This window comes from Budvicia aquatica DSM 5075 = ATCC 35567 (assembly GCF_000427805.1).
GTDB classification, from domain to species: domain Bacteria; phylum Pseudomonadota; class Gammaproteobacteria; order Enterobacterales; family Enterobacteriaceae; genus Budvicia; species Budvicia aquatica.
In genome coordinates this window covers 32274-52012 of sequence record NZ_ATYS01000020.1, presented here as the reverse complement: position 1 = coordinate 52012, position 19739 = coordinate 32274, and the positions used below count along the sequence as shown (strand labels likewise).

Genomic DNA, 19739 nt, shown 5'->3' with positions numbered 1-19739 from the left:
GCAACGTCAATAATATGTAATCTAGTCAACAGGTCTTTCAGTATTATTGTATTCGGGGTTTCATCTTCCCTGAATATCTACTGCTATAATGATTAATTAATCGTTATCTATAAAGATAATGTACCAAGTGCATAGTATGACGCGCGCCGGAGCAAGACAATAATCGAGCAGCGTTAACCGCCACTTTATTGGCTTTTCACCTTAATCATTGAATAAATCAGGAAGGAATTCTTATGTACGATAACCTCATCAGTCTCGGCATTACGAATCCAAAGCAGATTGATCGCTACAGTCTGCGTCAGGAAGCCAGCAATGATATTTTGAAGATCTATTTTCGGAAAGAAAAAGGTGAATTCTTTGCTAAAAGCGTCAAATTTAAATACCCGCGCCAACGTAAAACTATTTTAGCCAATCCGGGTGCTGAAAAATCGTATAAAGAAGTGCATGAAATCAGCCCTAATCTGCGTTACGTAATAGAAGAATTAGACCAGATTTGTCAGGGTGAAAAGATTGAAGTGGATATCAAACAAAAAATTCTTGCTGACCTGCGCCACTTAGAGCAAGTGGTAACGCATAAAATTGCAGAAATAGAAGCCGATCTGGAAAAGCTTACCCATAAAGACAAATAGGCTTCAGGTCGCTGGGTGCAGCTAATAAAGATGCGGCTTGAAGTATGACGGAGATAAAACCTGATAAGCGCAGAGTCGCCCTATCGGGTTTTATATTTTAGGCAGCCATAGTTAATGATTTTTGGCTGCCTGAAAAATACTTATTTTACTAATGAGCCCCAATGCTCAATCCAGCCGGCGGCAAAAACTTCAGGCTCAGGCACTTCTGTTGCATCAATCAGTAAAACATCAGCCAAGCGGCTCGCCCCTTGCTCTTGCAGCAAAGCATCAAACTGTTTACCCGCACCGCAAAAATTATCGTAGCTGCTATCACCTAACGCAATCACACCGTACTTCAGCTCAGGTTGATGGCCCAGCTGTTCTTTTATATCAAAAAACAGGGAGGCGATAGAATCAGGAAGGTCGCCCTGCCCGGTAGTTGATGTGACAACCAGCACATATGCCTGTTGATACGCTTTCCACTCTTCCAGCGTTCCCTCATCAAATACCGTTACCTCATTGCCAAGATCCTGAAGCACTGCTTGCGCTTCTTCAGCAACCATCTGCGCATTGCCATAAACGGTTCCAACGAAAATTCCAATCTTTGCCATGAGGTTTCTCTCTGCGTCTAAAAGGGGATTAACTAAGCTCTGTATCCTGTATTATTGGCCGAATAAATTCAACCTCATGATACGCAGGGCATTGTTCTTGCCAGTTAAAATGATTCATTAAATGCTGCCAGCGTTGTTCCCAAGGCGCAGAAATCACTAACCGCTCTCCGGTTACCGGATGATTTAGGGCTAAATGACTCGCATGTAACATCAGGCGCTGGCAGTCAAAATGTTCCGCTAAGGCACGATTATGACGAAGATCTCCGTGCCTGCTGTCACCGATAATCGGGTGAGAAATATGAGCCATATGTCGGCGTAACTGGTGCTTACGCCCGGTTTCAGGGCTGAGCTCAACTAAACTATAGCGAGCAGAATCATATCGCCCGACACGAATAGGGACTTCAACCTGAGACAATGTCGTGTAGTGGCTGACAGCCTGCTGAGCCTCCCGATCTTCTTTCGCAAACTTATCAGCAACTTTGTCCAGTTCCTCCACTAAGGCGTAGTCAATCGTCCCTGACTCATTCACATAGCCGCGCACCACCGCATGGTAAATTTTATTGATCTGGTGCTGTTCAAACTGCTGTGAAAGCTGATGGGCAACCTCGCTCGACAGCGCCATCAACAAAACGCCGGATGTGGGTCGGTCTAAACGATGCACGGTAAAAACGTGCTGACCGATTTGATCACGCACCGTTTGCATCACGACGACTTTTTCATTCCTATCTAACCAGCTACGGTGCACTAACCAACCGCTAGGCTTATTAACCGCAACCAGATGCTCATCTTGATATAGGATATCTAACATTGATTATTTTCTTTATTAAGCACTTGGTCGATGTTTTGAAGTGCAGCAATAAGGGGCTGGAAATCCCCAGACCGCTTAGCAAATGAAACTTCAAAATAGGGCGTAATGGCAATATTAGTCGGAAGTGGTTGCTCGCTTTCTAAAATTGCCCGCATGCGAGGAATAAATACCCACTGTAGCCACTCTTCAGGCTCCATGGTATCAATGCAAAAAGGCTCATGACTATCAAAGGCGGTCAACGCCGGAGGTACCGGGTTCCAAAGTGTCGACTCCTGCATCAGTTGCTCTATCTCTGTTAACAACTGCCATACCTGATTTTCTAAGCTCATACTTCTCCCATCAACGAATAAAATACTTTAGAGCAATCTAGGCCCCGAATAGTGGGTAATCATACCAGCTTGGCCTCAAGGGGTAAAAATTGACGAGAATAAAAATAGAAAGGAAAAAGGGCCCACTGTTTACACAGTGGGCCCTGTTCGTTTTATAGCAATCCAGCTACTCGTTTGCTTCCCTGCTCAATCCTTGAAAACAGTGTCCTATTGGTTATCCTAACCACGCTATCCTTTGCGGCGTCCTACTTTCGTCCTGACTCATCATCCCTGCATCATCCTGATGCCTATCCTTGCTAGTCTTCCTGACCCCCTACTATCCTAGTAGGTTCTCATTCTCCGTCCTGGAGGTGTCCGTAAGTTCAATCCTTAAACTGTCCTACCATCATCCTGATGGTCTATCCTTGTTGGTCTTCCTGACGACTCACAGCCTTGTAAGTACTGATTCTCCATCCTGGAGATGTCCGTTAGTTTCATCCTGAACTGTCCTGCCATCATCCTGATAGCTTGTCCCTGATAATCTTCCTGACTCACCTATCAATCCTGACAAGCTTTTCTATCTCCGTCCTGGAGGTGTCCGTAAGTTCAACCTTAAACTATCCTGTCATCTTCCTGATGACATCCAGAGCTCTTCCTAAGCTAATCCTTTTGCTTTATCCTAAAGCCTGTATCGTCCTGATACATCCCTTGGTTTAGTGCTCCGTTTCCTTGAACATAGAATCGCTTATTTTCCCGATGCTCACAATATACCTCAGAGACTCACATCCAATTTAATCGGGCGTAAGCCACAAAAAAACGGATCAATGCATTGATAAATAAGAGTTCTTAAAATTGAAGGCTTACGCAATAAGCGTGATGTCTCACAGCGCTTGTGAGACATATCCTACAAGGAGTCGGTCATTTCGTGTAAGACGGGCATCTTAAAATGAAGGTTTGGCAAGCAAACTTGATTCAGGGATCAAAAAAATCGACTAAATCAGGTTCAAAAAGTAAGTTTTAATCAGGCTTTCTTTATGCGGGGCTGTAAGTCTTGTAAGAATGCCGCCAAAGAAGGAGCCAGTACTTCACGTTTTTTAGTTCCGAAATGTTCAAGTATCACTTCACCCGTGAGGTTGCATACCGAAACCATATCCATTTCTGAGTCAGTGGTCGCAATAAACAGCGTAGGTGATAACTTTAACCGGCGCTGAGTCACTAAATGACCAATCAGATTTTCCTGAAGGCGAATAAAGTCCTCGTCACTCCAGACCTGAATTAACGTTAGTTCAAGATCGTTAAAACTGCCAGCCATATCACCCGCATATTGCTCAGTATAGAAAGCAGTACACTCATCTCTTAAGACAATGTCGATGGCACGAGCCACGTTTGCCAGCGTTTTCTCTGACTCAAAAGGCAGAGGAAGCCAAAGTACCTCCTCGTCTTGGGTTGTCAAAATACAGGGAGAGGCAACGCCATAAAGCTCGTCACTGGCCGGTTCGTGCCCGGTCTCTTTTTGCCACAAATCAATAAAGGAGGAGGTAAACTGAGTTAATGCGGAGATTACTGGATATGTCATATTTCTCTCAAAGATTGCGTTACACTATAGCTAATTTTTACGATTATATAGATATATACAATATCGGGGTAATAGTATGACTTCCCATTATCAGGACCATCAGGCGCTTTCGAATCTGACCTTAGGCAAGAAAACGGCTTACATAGATAACTACGATGCCACATTATTACAGGCTGTTCCTCGTAGTTTAAACCGTGAACCACTGGGGCTGACCCCGGATAACCTTCCTTTTCACGGCGCAGATATATGGACCCTGTACGAGTTATCATGGCTGAATTCTCGCGGTCTGCCACAGGTTGCCGTTGGCGAAGTCAGGATTTCATCGGACAGTGCCAATCTAATCGAATCTAAAAGCTTTAAGCTCTATCTGAATAGCTTTAATCAGACGCGTTTTGATAACTGGGAACAGGTGAATCATGTTTTATCGCGTGACTTATCTCAGTGCGCACAAGGCAAAGTAAACGTAACCCTATTCCGTTTAGATCAACTAGAAGGCCAGTCCATCGGGGCTTTTGCCGGTGAGTGTATCGACGATCAGCCCATCGAGATCGACAATTACCAGTTCGATGACAAACTGCTTTGTCATGGGGTTACTGACACCAAGTTGCTGGTTAAAGAGCAGTTAGTCAGCCACTTACTGAAATCAAACTGCCTGATCACCAATCAGCCCGACTGGGGTTCGGTCCAAATCAGCTATCAGGGGCCAAAGATAAATCGGGAAGCCCTGCTACGATATTTGGTCTCATTTCGCCACCATAATGAATTTCATGAACAGTGCGTAGAGCGTATTTTTAATGATATCCAGAGTTACTGCCACCCGACTCATTTAACGGTATATGCACGCTATACCCGACGAGGCGGGCTCGATATCAATCCTTACAGAACCAATGAAGCCTTTAGGCCGACGGTTGAAAGGCTAGTCAGGCAATGATTAAACGAGTGATTTAATCGTCTAGAACAGAATATGCATTATAAAATCATAATATTACGTGCTACTTCGCAATCCTTATGTAAATGCAGGTAAAAAGCATAAATTTACTGTTCATGGTTCCCATAACATCAGTAAAGTAGTACAAACAGATAAAATCAGTGATTACACTTATCTGACTATTCATCTATATCTCGCCTCAGGGCGTTTTGATTTAATAATGGGTTCTTACTGACCTATTTATCAGTATCAGGGAGTTGGTTTGATTACACATATTAGTCCGCCATTAGGCTCAATGGATCTATTATCACAGCTTGAAGTAGATACCTTAAAACGAACGGCCAGCAGCAACCTTTATCACTTATACCGTAACTGTTCACTGGCCGCGCTGAATGCAGGTAGCCAAACAGACAACAGTAAAGAGCTGCTTGAACGCTATAAGTCATTTGATATTAACGTACTCCGCCGGGAACGTGGCGTTAAGCTAGAACTGATTAACCCACCGGAAGAAGCATTCGTCGATGGTCGAATGATTCGCTCTATTCAGGCAAATTTATTTGCCGTTATGCGCGATATTCTGTTTGTGAACGGACAGCTCTCACAGGCATACAAAGCTCAGCAACTTAGCCCGGACAGCCCGATTCATTTAACCAATTTAGTCTTCTCGATTCTGCGTAATGCCCGCGCATTACACGTTGGAGAAGCACCCAACATGGTGGTTTGCTGGGGCGGTCACTCTATTAATGAAAATGAGTATCTGTATGGCCGAAAAGTCGGCAATCAGCTAGGCCTGCGTGAATTAAATATTTGCACCGGATGTGGTCCTGGTGCGATGGAAGCACCGATGAAAGGCGCTGCCGTTGGCCATGCTCAACAGGGTTATAAAGACAGTCGATTTATCGGTTTAACCGAACCTTCGATTATTGCCGCTGAACCGCCGAATCCGTTAGTTAATGAACTGATTATCATGCCGGATATCGAAAAACGTCTGGAAGCCTTTGTGCGCATCGCCCACGGAATTATTATTTTCCCGGGCGGCGTAGGTACAGCAGAAGAGTTACTCTATCTGCTTGGTATTTTGATGAATCCGGAAAATAAAGACCAGAAGCTCCCTCTGATTCTGACCGGACCAAAAGAGAGTGCGGACTATTTCCACGTACTGGATAAGTTTATTCAAAATACTTTAGGTGATGACGCCCGTAAGCACTACAGCATCATTATTGGCGATCCGGAAGAAGTCGCTCGCCAAATGAAGCACGGTATGTCAGCAGTTAAAGAGAGTCGCAGAGCTAACGGTGATGCTTATAGCTTTAACTGGTCAATCAAAATCGCCTCTGACCTTCAGCATCCGTTTGAGCCAACCCATGAAAATATGGCAAATCTCAATCTGCACCCGAACCAACCACCGGAACAGCTGGCAGCCGCACTACGCCGGGCATTCTCTGGTATCGTTGCCGGTAATGTTAAAGACGTCGGTATTCAGGCGATTGAACAATATGGCCGCTTTAAGATCCATGGCGATCCGGCAATGATGAAACACATGGATAGCCTGCTACAGGGATTTGTTGCCCAGCATAGGATGAAGCTCCCCGGCACGGCTTACACCCCGTGTTATGAGATCTGTTCATAATCCGCTGGTAACCCTGTTTATTTTAATCCTGCCGGAGCTTGTCTTCGGCAGACACAGGATGCTCCACCACTCATTATGTCTATTCACCTACTGATTGTTGATGCACTAAATCTGATTCGCCGAATTCATGCGGTTCAGGGTTCTCCATGCCAGCAAACCTGTATACGTGCTTTAGAGCAGTTAATACAGCATAGCCAGCCAACCCATGCCGTTGCCGTATTTGATGATGAAAAACGTAATACCGGCTGGCGTCATCAGCGCTATCCTGACTATAAAGCCGGGCGTTCTCCAATGCCGGATACGCTTGCCGAGGAGTTGCCACAGCTTAGAGAAGCATTTGAACAGGCCGGAGTGGCCTGCTGGCAATCCATTGGCGATGAAGCGGACGATTTGGCCGCTACGCTGGCCCATAAGGTAAGCCAATTAGGTTATCAGGTAACCATTGTGTCAACCGATAAAGGCTACTGCCAGCTTCTGGCCCCGACGCTACGCATTCGTGATTATTTTCAAAAGCGCTGGTTAGATATGCCCTTTGTAGAGCAAGAGTTTTCCGTCTCTCCCCTACAGCTGACAGATTTCTGGGGATTAGCCGGTATCAGCAGCAGTAAAATTCCGGGCATCGCCGGAATTGGCCCTAAAGCGGCGTCAACATTGCTTAGCCAGTATGGTTCTCTAGACCAAATTTACCAACAGATAGACAGCGTGCCAGAGAAGTGGCGAAAAAAGTTAGTCGAACATAAAGCGCTGGCCTATTTGTGCCGTGATATTGCGACCTTAAAGCGGGATATACATCTGGAAGGTAATCTTCAGCAATTGAGGATAAATAAAGTGCAAGCGGAGCAATAAATTAGCGTTCAAAGTCATCATTAAATTAATGGCCCCACTACTGTAAGTAATGAGGCCATAATTAGCGGATTAGTCGCGTTCATCCCGGCGGCCGGGAACTGAAGCCCAAATGCGCCGCACATGAACCGTAATCTCCTCACGATCGTGATAGAGCTGTTTAGCACTAATCTGAGCGTTAATCCCGTTTTCTTTCAGCTTATCTTCTATCATTTTCAGATTCTGACAAACTTCTTCATAACGCTTTTTCATTGGCAGTTTCAGGTTAAAAATAGCCTCACGACACCAGCCTTTGATTAACCAATCGGCCATTAAGCTCGAGACCCGCCATGGTTTCTCAACCATGTCACAAACAACCCAGTAGATATTAGGGTTAGTCGGTTCATAACGAAAACCATCTTCCTGATGATGAACCACCTGCCCGGTATCCATAATGCTTTGTGCCATCGGCCCATTATCTACGGCATCAACCATCATGCTGCGTTTAGTCAGTTGATAGGTCCAGCCGCCTGGACAAGCGCCCAAATCAACTGCCCTCATACCGCTGGCTAAACGTTCATCCCATTCATCAGCGGGAATAAACACGTGAAATGCTTCTTCAAGCTTGAGCGTTGAACGGCTTGGCGCATCAGAAGGGAATCTCAGGCGCGGAATACCCATAAAGAACGGCGAATTGTTATTACTAAATGAATAACCGACATAGCAACAACCGCTGGCAATAAAGAATACGTGAATCACCGGACGATGGCTGTTCTCTTTAGATAACAGAATATTGCGTGCTCGCAGTGCCTGACGTAGCGGCACCGTCAGCTTACGGCAAAAATTCAATAATTCTTTACCTTCATTGGTATCAGGTACTTCAACCCGCAGGTCGCCGGCATTTTCCACCGCACCGTCAATCATACCAATAATCGGCGAAACCCGATCTTCAACCGGTAAATTACGTAATAATTCACCAACCAATACCATTTGGCGGGCAAAAATTAGCGAGTTAAAAGGCAACTCTTTAATCAGGCGCTCAGCATCTTCACGCTGGTAGCACTCAAACATGACGTAACCACTGTTATCTTTAACCCGCGGGAAACCATATACTTCAAGCNCTGCGGCTTTCTCCGTGATCTCTGCCGCGCACTCTTTTTCAAATCCAGGACGGCAATACAATGCTATTTTATTCACGGTTAAACCTTTTTATTCTGGCGCAAAGCACCAACTAGCAGAAGTGCCCAGCCAATTAAGAAGCAGAAGCCTCCGATTGGCGTGATGTACACCCACATTTTTGTGGTTGATAGCGCCAGCCAATAAAGACTACCGCTAAATAAAATTGTCCCTAGCGCTAAGAAAGTTGCGCTGCGCTGAAACCAAATATTGCCCTGATGCTGAACTGCAATGCCTAACGCCAGAATAGCCAGAGTATGTAATCCCTGATATTCCAAGCCGGTACGCAACCATGCCATTTGTTGAGCATCAAGTATTTTACTCAGGCCATGGGCTCCGAATGCGCCAAGGGCAACAAAGATAAAACCGCTAACTGCGGCAAAAATTAAAATCAAACGACCCGTCATCATCACTAACCTTATTACTGTCATCTCTGAATTAAGAGAAACTGGTGTGAATTCTACTGATAAAACCCAATTTCCACAGTGAATGTTTTCATTTTTGCTGATATTTACTCTTCGTAACGTAAATGGACGCTCTCCTGCTCACTGGAAGCAAGGGCTAAAATCCACTCCCGAAAGGACGCTATTTTACCCAGTTCAGCCTGACTGTCATGACAAACCAGATAAAAAGCATTTTTACTGGCTAAAGCATGATTGAACGGACAGACCAAACGACCCGATTCTATCTCAGCCAGCGCCAGCATATTATTGACTAACGCCACGCCCTGACCATGAACCGCAGCCTGAACAACCATGGCGGTATGGCTAAAAATAGGCCCTTGCTGAACGTTAATATGCTGTACGCCTAATTGGCGAATATATGCCTGCCAGTCACGCCTCGATGCATCATGGAGTAGCGTATGGTGCTCTAGCGCCTTTGGCGAACTTAGCGGATTATTCCCCATCATCAGCGTTGGCGAACACACCGGTATCAAATATTCAGCATATAAGGGTTCAACCCGTAATCCTGACCAGTTTCCCCGGCCGTAAAAAATCGCCACGTCAACATCGTCTGACAATTTCCACTCGTCTCGATCGATTGCCTGAATTCGTACATCAATGCCGGGATAACTTTCATGAAAGCCCGACAATCGCGGCACCAACCACTGAATGGCAAAGCTGGTGGGTAAGCTTACCGTCAGGGCCCCTTTCGCGCTGCGGGCCTGAAGCTTTCGGGTCGCCTCATTCAGCGCAATAAAAATCTCTTTAATATCTAAATAGTAACTTTGCCCTTCTTCCGTTAATAAGAGAGAGCGATTACGCCGACGAAAAAGTTTCAGTCCGAGAAAATCTTCTAATGACTTAATTTGATGGCTAACTGCGGCCTGTGTCACAAAAAGCTCTTCTGATGCCTTAGTAAAGCTAAGGTGGCGGGCTGCGGAATCAAACACCCGTAACGCATTTAATGGGGGTAATCGTTTCATATAATTGACAGTACATCCCGGTGTATGGGCTACAGAGCGATCGCATCTCGCTATTTAATCATTAGTTTTTCTAATGCGATACATTATAAATTGTCCGTTGAGTATATACCAGTAAATACCTATAGTGATGGCACTCCATAAGCCGGAACGAAGAATGTGTTTTTTTTGAATGAAGGGCGCATTTTGGCTTTGTGGTTGTGATGTTGTGTTTGCTAATTACCTGACACTTGTTGGGTGCAATCATTACCCCAATGATGACATTGGATTAATGATTTATACATTTTCTGAACATTTACCCTGTCTGTCCATAGTGATTTCAGTAGCACCGCGAATGCGGTGCTTTTTTTTATCTTTCTACCCCAAATAATTCAAGTTGCATCGAGGCTGAGCCAACAAAGAGGCCGTTTGAAATATCACGGGTATAGTTTGGCATATCAGCTTAGTAAGGCTGTTTAACAAACTCTTTAACCTGATCCTGACTGACCTGTTGTTCACCGTCAAAACGGGTTTCATAAGTATACATTCCGGAATTCTGGTCAAGAGAAGGTTCACCCACAGTGATGATCTTGGTACCGTCGGCCATCGTCATTTCATAATGACTTGAACATCCCGCTAGCCCTAAGGTGAATAACAGCGCTGAGGTGATAACAATAAAACGTTTCATAAAACATTCCTTACGGTTAAACAGAATAAATCCGATAAAAATCGTGCGTTGCATTGATTGCCTACTGATAACGATACCCAGAATAATCTAAATTGCAGGAGGGCAGCAAGCAACCTCCCGGAGATGAACCCAATAACCCTGATGAATATACTAAGGCATAACTCAGGTTACCCCATTAGCTCAACGCCCTGCTACTTGGAGTATGACGGATATACATTAAAATAGTGCCAAATTAGCACTGTTCTTTGCTCTCGCGGCTAGTACAATCTTTATCATTCACGGCGACTATTTGCCGGTCACTCATTAAAGTATGACACCATGAAATCTTTTGATCCCACTGCGTTTCGCCATCAGTTCCCTGCATTACATCAGGCCGGTTGTTATCTTGACAGCGCAGCAACCGCCCTTAAGCCACTAACATTGGTTCAGGCAACCGGTGAATATTATGCTCATAATGGTGCTACGGTCCATCGTAGTGCCCATAGTGCAGCACAAAATGCGACAGATCGCTTTGAAAGTGCCAGAGAAAGCGTAAGAGAGCTGATTAATGCTGCAAGCCATCAACAAATAGTCTGGACCAAAGGAACGACCGAAGCGATTAATTTAGTGGCGCAAAGCTATGCCCGCCCGCGGCTGAAAGCCGGCGACGAAATACTCGTCAGTGAGTCTGAGCATCACTCCAACCTGATTCCATGGCTAATGGTGGCACAGCAAACCGGTGCAACAGTAATTAAGCTCCCGCTAGACCAACGTTATTTGCCAGACTTAACGCAGCTTGAACAGTTGCTGACCGGTAAAACTAAAATATTGGCCATTGGCCATATGTCTAACGTTACCGGCGGCTGCCCCGACCTAAAACTTGCCATCGAACTGGCGCATAAAAACGGCACTATCGTCGTCGTAGACGGAGCTCAGGGAGTGGTTCATTCACCACCCGATGTTCAACAGCTAGACGTCGATTTTTACGCTTTTTCCGCCCATAAACTATACGGCCCCACCGGCATTGGCGTCCTTTATGGAAAAAGTACCTTGTTAGCAGAAATGGCTCCATGGCAAGGCGGTGGGAAAATGCTGACTCAAGCCTCATTTGACGGTTTTGAAGCTCAGTCAGTACCGGAATGTTTTGAGGCAGGTACCCCAAATATTGCCGGAGTCATCGGGTTCGGCGCGACGTTATCATGGCTAAATACTCAGGATATTGTGCAGGCTGAACATTACGCTTGTTCACTGGCACAATTAGCCTATGAGAAACTGGCAACTATTCCTGGTTTTATCAGCTATCGGGCACAAAACAGCAGCCTGCTGGCCTTTAATATTGCAGGCTTCCATCACAGTGACATTGCCACCTTGCTGTCAGAGCAAGGCGTAGCCATCCGTTCGGGCCAACACTGTGCTCAGCCGCTATTAGATGCGATCGGCGTCAGTGGCACCTTACGCGCGTCATTTGCCCCCTATAACCAACCCGATGACGTTGATAAACTTTACCAATCATTAATCCGTGCGCTGTCTTTGTTGGAGTAATCATGCAGATCCTAGCCCCTCATCCTTTTGGGTCCGATATTAATACCGATCAACTTGTTGAGATGTTTAGTCATAAAACGCTATGGGAAGACCGCTATCGCCAGTTAATTCAATTAGCTAAGCAGTTACCGGCTCTGCCCGAGGAGCTTAAGCAACAACAGCTCGAACTTAGAGGATGTGAAAACAGAGTCTGGCTGGGTTATCAGTTAATGGATAACGGCACTCTGCATTTTTACGGGGACAGTGAAGGGCGAATCGTTAAAGGCATTTTAGCCATTTTGCTCACCCAAATAGAGGGTAAAACCCCGGTGGAAGTTATCGCGCTCGATCCGTTAAAACTTTTTGAGCAGTTAGGCATTCATCAACAGCTCAGCGCATCCCGTTCCCAAGGCTTAGAGTCCCTGGTTTCAGCGATAAAAAAAGCGGCTGAATCCTGCCAATAAAAGCAGCAGCGGCTAAGGCGTTTTTTTCTGCCGTTCAGCTTTAGCCAGCATCTTCTTCAGTGCATGAGAAACGGCAATAAATCCAAATGAAGCCGTCACCATGGTGATGGCACCAAAACCAGAGGCACAGTCCATTCGCTTAGGGCCGTCAGCGGTACTTTTTGCGGCGCAGACGCTGCCATCAGGCTGTGGATACACCAACTGCTCAGTCGAAAATACGCAGTCTATACCCAACTTCCCTTTGCTATTTCTCACTACATTAAAGTCACTTTTCAGGCGTTCACGCAGCTTAGCCGCCAGCGGATCCTGAATAGTTTTGGCTAAGTCAGCCACCTGAATTTGTGTCGGGTCAATCTGGCCGCCGGCGCCGCCGGTAGTGATAACCGGAATTTTATAGCGACGGCAATATGCCAACAACGCTGCTTTCGGTCTGATGCTATCAATGGCATCAATCACGTAATCAAATTTATCCGTAATATATTCAGTGACATTGTCCGGGGTAATAAAATCATCAATACAGGTAACTTGGCATTCCGGATTAATTTCGGTTATCCGCTGAGCCATAACCTCCCCCTTCGGCTGCCCTACCGTTTTAGACAACGCATGAATCTGGCGGTTAGTATTTGTCACGCAAACGTCATCCATATCAATCAGAGTAATGTGACCAATACCACTACGCGCCAACGCTTCTGCAGCCCAAGAACCTACGCCACCAATGCCAATAACACAGACATTGGCCTGAGAAAACAGCATTAAAGCCGGCTGGCCATAGAGTCGGGCAATGCCGCTAAAACGGTGTAAATAAGCCTCGGAGTAGCCGACAGACATAGTGACCTCATACCTGAAAATGACGGATGCAGCATTCAATGCGGATATTAATACTACGGGTTACCTGCCATACAACACAAAAGGATCCGGTTGGTATGGCAGGGTTCTTGCTCAAAATTTATTTAGCGACAGACAAACTACTTGCAGCGTCCGGCGGGGTACTCAAAACCCAAACCCGGCCATAATGATTATAGAAACCGGCTGCATGGCCGGCATCATCACCAATTCCCTGATAAATATCGAAGTGATGACCTTTGATTGCACCACCAACATCTAATGAAACCATCAGCCGCATCTCATATTTACCGGTAAATTTGCCTTGATTGTCTAACAATGGCACTTCCGCCAGAATAGTCGTTCCCGGTGGAATTAATGTTTTATCCGAAGCAACGGAGGCTTTAGCCACTAGAGGAACCGCACTGGCACCTTTAACCGGGGCTGAGTGCCTTGGCTTGAAGAAAACGAACGATGGATTCTGTTCTAACAGTTCTCTGACTTCAGATTCACTATGCTCTTCAGTCCATTTTTTAATTGCCTGCATCGACATCTGCTCACGCGGCACTTCATTACGATCGATTAATACTTTACCAACGCTATGATAGGCCCGGCCATTTTTCCCTGAATAGGCAAAAAAGACTAGCGGAGTACCGTCACCAAAATCGACATAAGCACTGCCCTGTACTTCCATCATAAAGTTATCGACCAATGAATTGCTATAAGCTAATTCAAGGCCTAAGCCATCCAGCGCGCCGGCATAAATTCCGGCACGATCGGGAAGACGGCGCATTTTCTTAGTCTTTCTCGGCATGCTATACAGCGGGTATTTAAATTCGCCCTGTTTAGTATGGCGGGCATGAATCACCGGAGTGTAATAACCGGTAAACTGAACATTACCAAAGTTATCAACGCCCTCCATCTGATAAGCATCTATTTTATATTGAGCTAACTGAGCGCCTTCAGCACCGGATACCATCCACTTAAATATGGCCTGATAGGTATCACGATGTTTGGCATACAGCGAAGGTGACACTTTACTAATTTCAGAAACCTGCTGGGCGAAATCCTGACCGTTAACCGGCTTGTTCTTTGCGTTAGGGTTATTCACCAGTTCAAACGGGTGAGTTAACTTACCGTCTTTATACTGCTGCCCCCTATCGGTGGGGCGCGACTCACATCCGGCAAGTAACGCTATAATTATCCCGCCAAGTACATATTTAGCCCAACATCCTTTCATTTCGCCACTCACTTTTGTTAACTCTCTATTGCTGCAGGGCAATACCAAGCCCATAAGTATAAAGGAAAGACCTCATAAATGAAGTATTCAACGTAAATGATAGAAAGATTGCCGGAATTAACAAATATAGGGGGTTTTTATAACTTTACGGAAAAAATCACTTGCAACCTGTGACACAGAGAGTATTATGCGCCTCCTACAGACGCGGGGTGGAGCAGCCCGGTAGCTCGTCGGGCTCATAACCCGAAGGTCGTCAGTTCAAATCTGGCCCCCGCAACCATTTAATCTTGTAGCTGCAATATTAATCGGATAGCGCTGTAGAAAGAGTAGAAGTAAAAGTCGTTTCGGACGCGGGGTGGAGCAGCCCGGTAGCTCGTCGGGCTCATAACCCGAAGGTCGTCAGTTCAAATCTGGCCCCCGCAACCAATTTAATACTGTTGCTACGGTATTGAAGAAACGCAACAAGTAAGAAATAGAGCAAAGAGTACAGCAAACGTAGTTTCGGACGCGGGGTGGAGCAGCCCGGTAGCTCGTCGGGCTCATAACCCGAAGGTCGTCAGTTCAAATCTGGCCCCCGCAACCAATACTACTGAACCTTGCAGGCATCGCCTTCAAGGTTTTTTTATATCTGAAATCTGCCCTTTTCATTCCTCTCTTATCTGCTAATGTGAATAATCCTACTCCAGATTAATCAGGCGATACTGATGAAAATGTCCCCTTTCCCTTTTAATATCACTCAATGGGCTGATGTTGAAAAAACTGAACATGCCGGCGAAACAGGCATGGCTTTCTGGCAAACCCGTTATTTTGGCGAGCAGCAAAATCAGATTCGGGTACGCATCGTTGAATACACGGCGGGCTATTTGGCCGATCACTGGTGTAAAAAAGGCCACGTCCTTTTCTGTCTGGAAGGCGAATTAGAAACAACGCTGGAAGATGGCCGTAAGTTTACATTAACGCCCGGAACCAGCTATCAGGTAGGAGACAACGCAGAAGCCCACCAGTCCTATACCAAAACCGGTGCCCGTCTGTTTATCATTGACTGATAAAGAAGTTAGTATTTGATCGTGGCGAAATAAGCTTTGATCCCGGCAAAGACGGACTCAGCAATTTGCTGCTGGAACTTTGCCGTTCTCAGCTTACGCTCTTCTTCCAGATTAGAAATAAAAGCGGTTTCTATCAGTATCGATGGGATATCCGGGGCTTTTAATACCGCAAAACCGGCCTGCTCAACCTTATTTTTATGCAGTTTATTGACCTTTCCCATACGGGTAAGCACTTCTTTACCAAACTTCAGACTATTATTAATCGCCGCCGTTTGGGCTAAATCAAAGATAGTATGGTCAAGATAACGGTCGCCACTCTTACTGACACCACCGATCTCATCGGCTTCGTTCTGAGTTTGAGCTAAATATTTAGCTGCGGTACTGGTCGCACCTTTAGTTGATAACGCAAAAATAGACGAGCCGTTGGCCGAACGATTAGTGAATGCATCAGCATGAATAGAAATAAACAGATCCGCCCGCAGTTTTCTGGCTTTTGCTACCCGCACCTTAAGCGGAATAAACACATCTTCATTGCGGGTCATATAGGCCTTCATTTTCGGATCTTTCTGTATCAAAGTCCGCAGCCGACGGGCTATCTGCAATACAATATCTTTTTCACGCGTACCTCGTTTGCCAATGGCACCGGGATCTTCACCCCCGTGACCCGGATCGAGCATAATCACCAACGGACGATCGAGCCCGACCTTACCTGCCTGCGGGCCCTGAGCCGGCTGATCTTTTTCCAGCGCGCCTTTATTGTATTCCTTCAGCAAGGCTAATAACGGATCGTCCGCTTCATCCGCATTGCTATTTGCAGGGTATAAGTCCACCACCAGCCGATTCTTAAATTCAGCAATAGGCTTAAGGGTAAACAGATTAGGATTAATATTTTGTTTTAGCTCTAACACCAAACGTACAGTTTGGGGATCAAACTGCCCGATACGCGCCATTTTAAGATAGGGATCGCTGGTCTGAACCTGGCCCGCGATACCTTTTAATACGCTATTTAACTGTACGTTCTCAATATCAATCACGATACGGTCAGGGTTAGCCAGGGCGAATTGCTTATATTTCAGCGGGGTGCTGGATTCCAGAGTAATACGTGTATAAGTCGAAGACGGCCATACCCGAACGGCAATAACGCTGGACGTTGCCGCAGCCACACCGACACCACTTACGCTCAACAACCACGTCGCGGCGGCTCCTTGCAATAAACGACGGCGTAAATAATCGGGTTTAGAGCTAGACATGATTCTCCGAAATAAGCGTACTGCTGAAGCGATACGGTAAAACAAAATTGAAAGTTGGCGTAAAACTCTACCGAAGAGAAGCGACCGTGTCACGCTTAACATGCATGTTATTCGGAATTAACCCCTAACATGAAGCACAAAATCGGGAAAAATAGCACTTACTGCTTAAATTAGACGTTAAATTACCAAGGTTGCTGATTATTTAACGTAAGTGATAATGACAATAAATCGGTGTCGGTTAAATATTCTTCTTGCCTCCGAGCACCAAATAGAATAAAAATACAAAAAATACGAATTATTATGCAAGAGGTTTATCATGAAGGAACGTAGTATTGAGCTGGTTGAGGGCTTTCGCCATTCAGTTCCTTATATCAATGCGCACCGCGGCAAAACCTTTGTCATTATGCTGGGCGGAGAAGCCATTGAGCATGAGAATTTTAGCAATATTATTAATGATATCGGTCTGTTACACAGCCTGGGGATCCGGCTGGTTGTGGTCTATGGTGCCAGACCACAAATCGATGCTAATTTAGCCGTTCATAATAAACAGGCGATCTATCATAAACATACAAGAGTTACCGATGCCGAATCGCTTGAATTAGTCAAGCAGGCTGCGGGTCGCTTACAGTTAGATATTACCGCCCGCCTGTCAATGAGTCTGAATAATACGCCTCTGCAAGGAGCGCATATTAATGTAGTCAGCGGTAACTTCGTCATCTCTCAGCCGTTGGGCATCGACGATGGCGTTGACTACTGCCATTCTGGTCGTATCCGTCGCATAGATGAAGAAGCCATTCACCGCCAGCTAGACAGCGGTGCGATAGTATTGCTGGGGCCGGTTGCCGTATCAGTAACCGGAGAAAGCTTTAATCTGACCTCTGAAGAAGTTGCCACTCAGCTAGCCATTAAGCTTAAAGCTGAAAAAATGATTGGTTTTTGTTCTTCTCAGGGAGTGGAAGATGAGAATGGCAAAATTCTTCCTGAATTATTTCCTAACGATGCTCAAAAATATCTCGAGAATCATGAGGCTATCGGCGATTACCATTCAGGTACCGTACGCTTCCTGCGCGGCGCGGTAAAAGCTTGCCGCAGCGGAGTGCGTCGTTGCCACTTAATTAGCTATCAAGACAGCGGAGCGCTGTTACAGGAGCTATTTTCCCGTGATGGTATCGGTACTCAGATCGTTATGGAAAGTGCTGAACAAGTGCGGCGGGCAACCATCCATGATATCGGGGGAATTTTGGAACTCATTCGCCCGCTAGAGCAGCAGGGTATTCTGGTTCGTCGTTCCAGAGAACAGCTTGAAATGGAGATTGATAAATTCACCATTATTGAGCGTGATAATATGACTATTGCCTGCGCGGCTCTCTACCCTTTCCCGGAAGAAAAAATCGGTGAAATGGCCTGCGTAGCCGTTCATCCGGAGTATCGCAGCTCGCTGCGAGGTGAAATACTGTTAGAAAAAGTCAGCGGTCAGGCACGCTTGATGGGGCTGGAAAAGCTGTTTGTTCTTACCACTCACAGCATACATTGGTTCCAGGAGCGGGGCTTTATGCCGGCAGATATTGATGATTTACCGATGAAGAAACAGGCCTTATATAACTATCAGCGTCGGTCAAAAATTCTCGTCACTCCGGTGTAATAACGCCAGAACTCAAAAAAGGCTTACCCAATATTTATTGCGGTAAGCCTTACAGACCCGCCCCTACTTTTCTTTTTTCACTCTTTTATCGCTGACTCATGCAAATTATAATGATAACAATACTCATTTACATTGAATCTCATTGATTAATACGGGTAAACTGCAACAGATAAATAACATACAGCCCTATTAATAAAAGGTAATGTAATGAAGAAAATCTTATCTCTTGCCGTTGTAACCACGTTAGCGTCAGTTCTGGCAGGCTGTGACCAAAAGCCCGCGGACAACGCAACGGTTGCACCAACAACAATTCAGGAGCCGGCGACTCCCGTTCAGGTAAAAGAGGCCGATAAAATTAGCGTTACTCATGCTAAAGGCACCGCTGAAGTTAAAACAAACCCGGCCAGCGTTGTTGTTTTTGATTTTGGCACTTTAGATACCCTAGACACCATCGGCGTTGAAGTCACTACCGCCCTGCCTAAAAAGAATGTCCCTCACTATCTCCAGCAATATGCTACTGACAAGGTTACTGATGCCGGGTCAATGAAACAGCCAGATCTCGACGCTATCAAACAACTCAACCCCGGCCTGATCGTGATTACCGGACGCCAAAGTAAATCTTTTGACTCACTGAATGCGATTGCTCCAACCCTTGATCTCAGCATCAACAATAAAATTTATCTGGATTCATTTAAAAAGAACGCTCTGACTATCGGGCAAATCTTCGGAAAACAGTCCGAGGTTGAAAACGGTCTGGCCGCTCTGGATAAGAAAATTGCTGACGTCAGAAAGAAAGCTGAGGCTTCAGGTCAAAAGGCACTGGTGTTGGTTCACTATAACGGCAAATTCGGCGCGTCCACCTCTAATGGCTACGCCTCTATTATCCATCAGGTTCTGGGCGTAAAAAAAGCAGATGAAAATCAGGGTGATGAGCGTCAGGCAGCCACTCCGGACTACATTGCGGAAAAGAATCCTGACGTTATTTTTATCATCGATAGAAATGAGGCTATCGGAGAAGGTAAAGTAGACCGCAGCCTGATGGATGATGAAAAGATCAAAGCCACTAATGCATTCCGTAAAGGCAAAATTATCTACCTGACGCCTGACCTGTGGTATCTATCCGGAGGTGGTTTAGAGAGCCTGGGCCTGCAAATTGATGAAGTCGACGCAGCAATAGAATAATAACGCCGCCATAACGGTTAAACAGGACCAACCTGT

General features: G+C 45.7%; 20 protein-coding genes and 3 tRNA genes. 12 read left to right on the top strand and 11 right to left on the bottom strand.

What is annotated here, in order from left to right:
• Positions 1-233: 233 nt before the first annotated feature.
• The gene (locus YWE_RS0110105) at positions 234-629 is read left to right on the top strand and encodes a DUF3461 family protein (protein ID WP_029094417.1); all 396 of its coding nucleotides are present in this window, start codon (positions 234-236) and stop codon (positions 627-629) included.
• A gap of 140 nt (positions 630-769) precedes the next feature.
• On the opposite strand, the gene YWE_RS0110100 is transcribed toward YWE_RS0110105, so the two are convergent.
• From YWE_RS0110100 to syd, 4 genes are all read right to left on the bottom strand, one after another.
• Entirely contained in the window at positions 770-1219 is a 450-nt protein-coding gene (locus YWE_RS0110100; protein ID WP_029094416.1) for a flavodoxin, read from the bottom strand.
• Positions 1220-1247: 28 nt separating this feature from the next.
• Positions 1248-2027, bottom strand: a complete 780-nt coding sequence (gene truC, locus YWE_RS0110095) for a tRNA pseudouridine(65) synthase TruC (RefSeq protein ID WP_029094415.1) — start codon at positions 2025-2027, stop codon at positions 1248-1250.
• Positions 2021-2356, bottom strand: a complete 336-nt coding sequence (locus YWE_RS0110090; protein WP_029094414.1) for a YqcC family protein — start codon at positions 2354-2356, stop codon at positions 2021-2023. The genes truC and YWE_RS0110090 overlap by 7 nt, the downstream gene beginning before the upstream one ends.
• 1000 nt (positions 2357-3356) lie before the next feature.
• On the bottom strand, positions 3357-3911 hold the full coding sequence (gene syd, locus YWE_RS0110080; protein ID WP_029094413.1) for a SecY-interacting protein: 555 nt from the start codon (positions 3909-3911) through the stop codon (positions 3357-3359).
• Between the two features lie 76 nt (positions 3912-3987).
• Between syd and queF the strand changes: the two genes are divergently transcribed.
• From queF to xni, 3 genes are all read left to right on the top strand, one after another.
• A complete protein-coding gene (gene queF, locus YWE_RS0110075) occupies positions 3988-4842 on the top strand; it encodes an NADPH-dependent 7-cyano-7-deazaguanine reductase QueF (RefSeq protein ID WP_029094412.1) in 855 nt (284 codons plus the stop codon).
• Between the two features lie 259 nt (positions 4843-5101).
• The gene (gene ppnN, locus YWE_RS0110070; protein ID WP_029094411.1) at positions 5102-6469 is read left to right on the top strand and encodes a nucleotide 5'-monophosphate nucleosidase PpnN; all 1368 of its coding nucleotides are present in this window, start codon (positions 5102-5104) and stop codon (positions 6467-6469) included.
• Between the two features lie 75 nt (positions 6470-6544).
• A complete protein-coding gene (gene xni, locus YWE_RS0110065; protein ID WP_029094410.1) occupies positions 6545-7315 on the top strand; it encodes a flap endonuclease Xni in 771 nt (256 codons plus the stop codon).
• 69 nt (positions 7316-7384) lie between these two features.
• Here xni and rlmM read toward each other — a convergent pair whose 3' ends face one another.
• The 4 genes from rlmM to YWE_RS0110045 form a co-directional block, all read right to left on the bottom strand.
• Positions 7385-8488, bottom strand: coding sequence for a 23S rRNA (cytidine(2498)-2'-O)-methyltransferase RlmM (gene rlmM / locus YWE_RS0110060; RefSeq protein WP_029094409.1), 1104 nt, complete (start codon positions 8486-8488; stop codon positions 7385-7387).
• A gap of 2 nt (positions 8489-8490) precedes the next feature.
• On the bottom strand, positions 8491-8874 hold the full coding sequence (locus YWE_RS0110055) for a DUF423 domain-containing protein (protein ID WP_029094408.1): 384 nt from the start codon (positions 8872-8874) through the stop codon (positions 8491-8493).
• A gap of 104 nt (positions 8875-8978) precedes the next feature.
• Positions 8979-9893 carry a transcriptional regulator GcvA gene (locus YWE_RS0110050; RefSeq protein WP_029094407.1) on the bottom strand — a complete coding sequence of 305 codons (915 nt, stop codon included), beginning with the start codon at positions 9891-9893 and terminating at the stop codon, positions 8979-8981.
• A 439-nt stretch (positions 9894-10332) separates the two neighbouring features.
• Complete coding sequence (locus YWE_RS0110045; RefSeq protein ID WP_029094406.1) at positions 10333-10557, bottom strand: YgdI/YgdR family lipoprotein; 225 nt, start codon at positions 10555-10557, stop codon at positions 10333-10335.
• Positions 10558-10875: 318 nt separating this feature from the next.
• Between YWE_RS0110045 and csdA the strand changes: the two genes are divergently transcribed.
• Positions 10876-12078, top strand: coding sequence for a cysteine desulfurase CsdA (csdA, locus tag YWE_RS0110040; protein ID WP_029094405.1), 1203 nt, complete (start codon positions 10876-10878; stop codon positions 12076-12078).
• Positions 12079-12080: 2 nt separating this feature from the next.
• Positions 12081-12521, top strand: a complete 441-nt coding sequence (gene csdE / locus YWE_RS0110035; RefSeq protein ID WP_036015669.1) for a cysteine desulfurase sulfur acceptor subunit CsdE — start codon at positions 12081-12083, stop codon at positions 12519-12521.
• Between the two features lie 12 nt (positions 12522-12533).
• Here the strand turns inward: csdE and tcdA are convergent, their stop codons facing one another.
• Together tcdA and mltA are read right to left on the bottom strand one after the other, a co-directional pair.
• Entirely contained in the window at positions 12534-13349 is an 816-nt protein-coding gene (gene tcdA / locus YWE_RS0110030) for a tRNA cyclic N6-threonylcarbamoyladenosine(37) synthase TcdA (RefSeq protein WP_029094403.1), read from the bottom strand.
• A 118-nt stretch (positions 13350-13467) separates the two neighbouring features.
• Positions 13468-14583 (bottom strand): murein transglycosylase A, encoded by a 1116-nt coding sequence (gene mltA / locus YWE_RS0110025; RefSeq protein ID WP_029094402.1) that lies wholly within the window; start codon positions 14581-14583, stop codon positions 13468-13470.
• 203 nt (positions 14584-14786) lie between these two features.
• Here mltA and YWE_RS0110020 point away from each other — a divergent pair.
• From YWE_RS0110020 to YWE_RS0110005, 4 genes are all read left to right on the top strand, one after another.
• A tRNA-Met gene (locus YWE_RS0110020) sits at positions 14787-14863 on the top strand.
• Positions 14864-14932: 69 nt separating this feature from the next.
• Positions 14933-15009 (top strand) — tRNA-Met (locus YWE_RS0110015).
• A gap of 80 nt (positions 15010-15089) precedes the next feature.
• Positions 15090-15166: transfer RNA gene (locus YWE_RS0110010), tRNA-Met, on the top strand.
• Between the two features lie 121 nt (positions 15167-15287).
• Positions 15288-15629 carry a DHCW motif cupin fold protein gene (locus YWE_RS0110005; protein ID WP_029094401.1) on the top strand — a complete coding sequence of 114 codons (342 nt, stop codon included), beginning with the start codon at positions 15288-15290 and terminating at the stop codon, positions 15627-15629.
• Between the two features lie 8 nt (positions 15630-15637).
• Here YWE_RS0110005 and amiC read toward each other — a convergent pair whose 3' ends face one another.
• Positions 15638-16879, bottom strand: coding sequence for an N-acetylmuramoyl-L-alanine amidase AmiC (gene amiC, locus YWE_RS0110000; RefSeq protein WP_029094400.1), 1242 nt, complete (start codon positions 16877-16879; stop codon positions 15638-15640).
• Between the two features lie 313 nt (positions 16880-17192).
• Here amiC and argA point away from each other — a divergent pair, with 313 nt between their 5' ends.
• Together argA and YWE_RS0109990 are read left to right on the top strand one after the other, a co-directional pair.
• A complete protein-coding gene (gene argA, locus YWE_RS0109995) occupies positions 17193-18521 on the top strand; it encodes an amino-acid N-acetyltransferase (protein WP_174768740.1) in 1329 nt (442 codons plus the stop codon).
• Positions 18522-18728: 207 nt separating this feature from the next.
• Complete coding sequence (locus tag YWE_RS0109990; protein WP_029094398.1) at positions 18729-19703, top strand: siderophore ABC transporter substrate-binding protein; 975 nt, start codon at positions 18729-18731, stop codon at positions 19701-19703.
• Positions 19704-19739 lie beyond the last annotated feature (36 nt).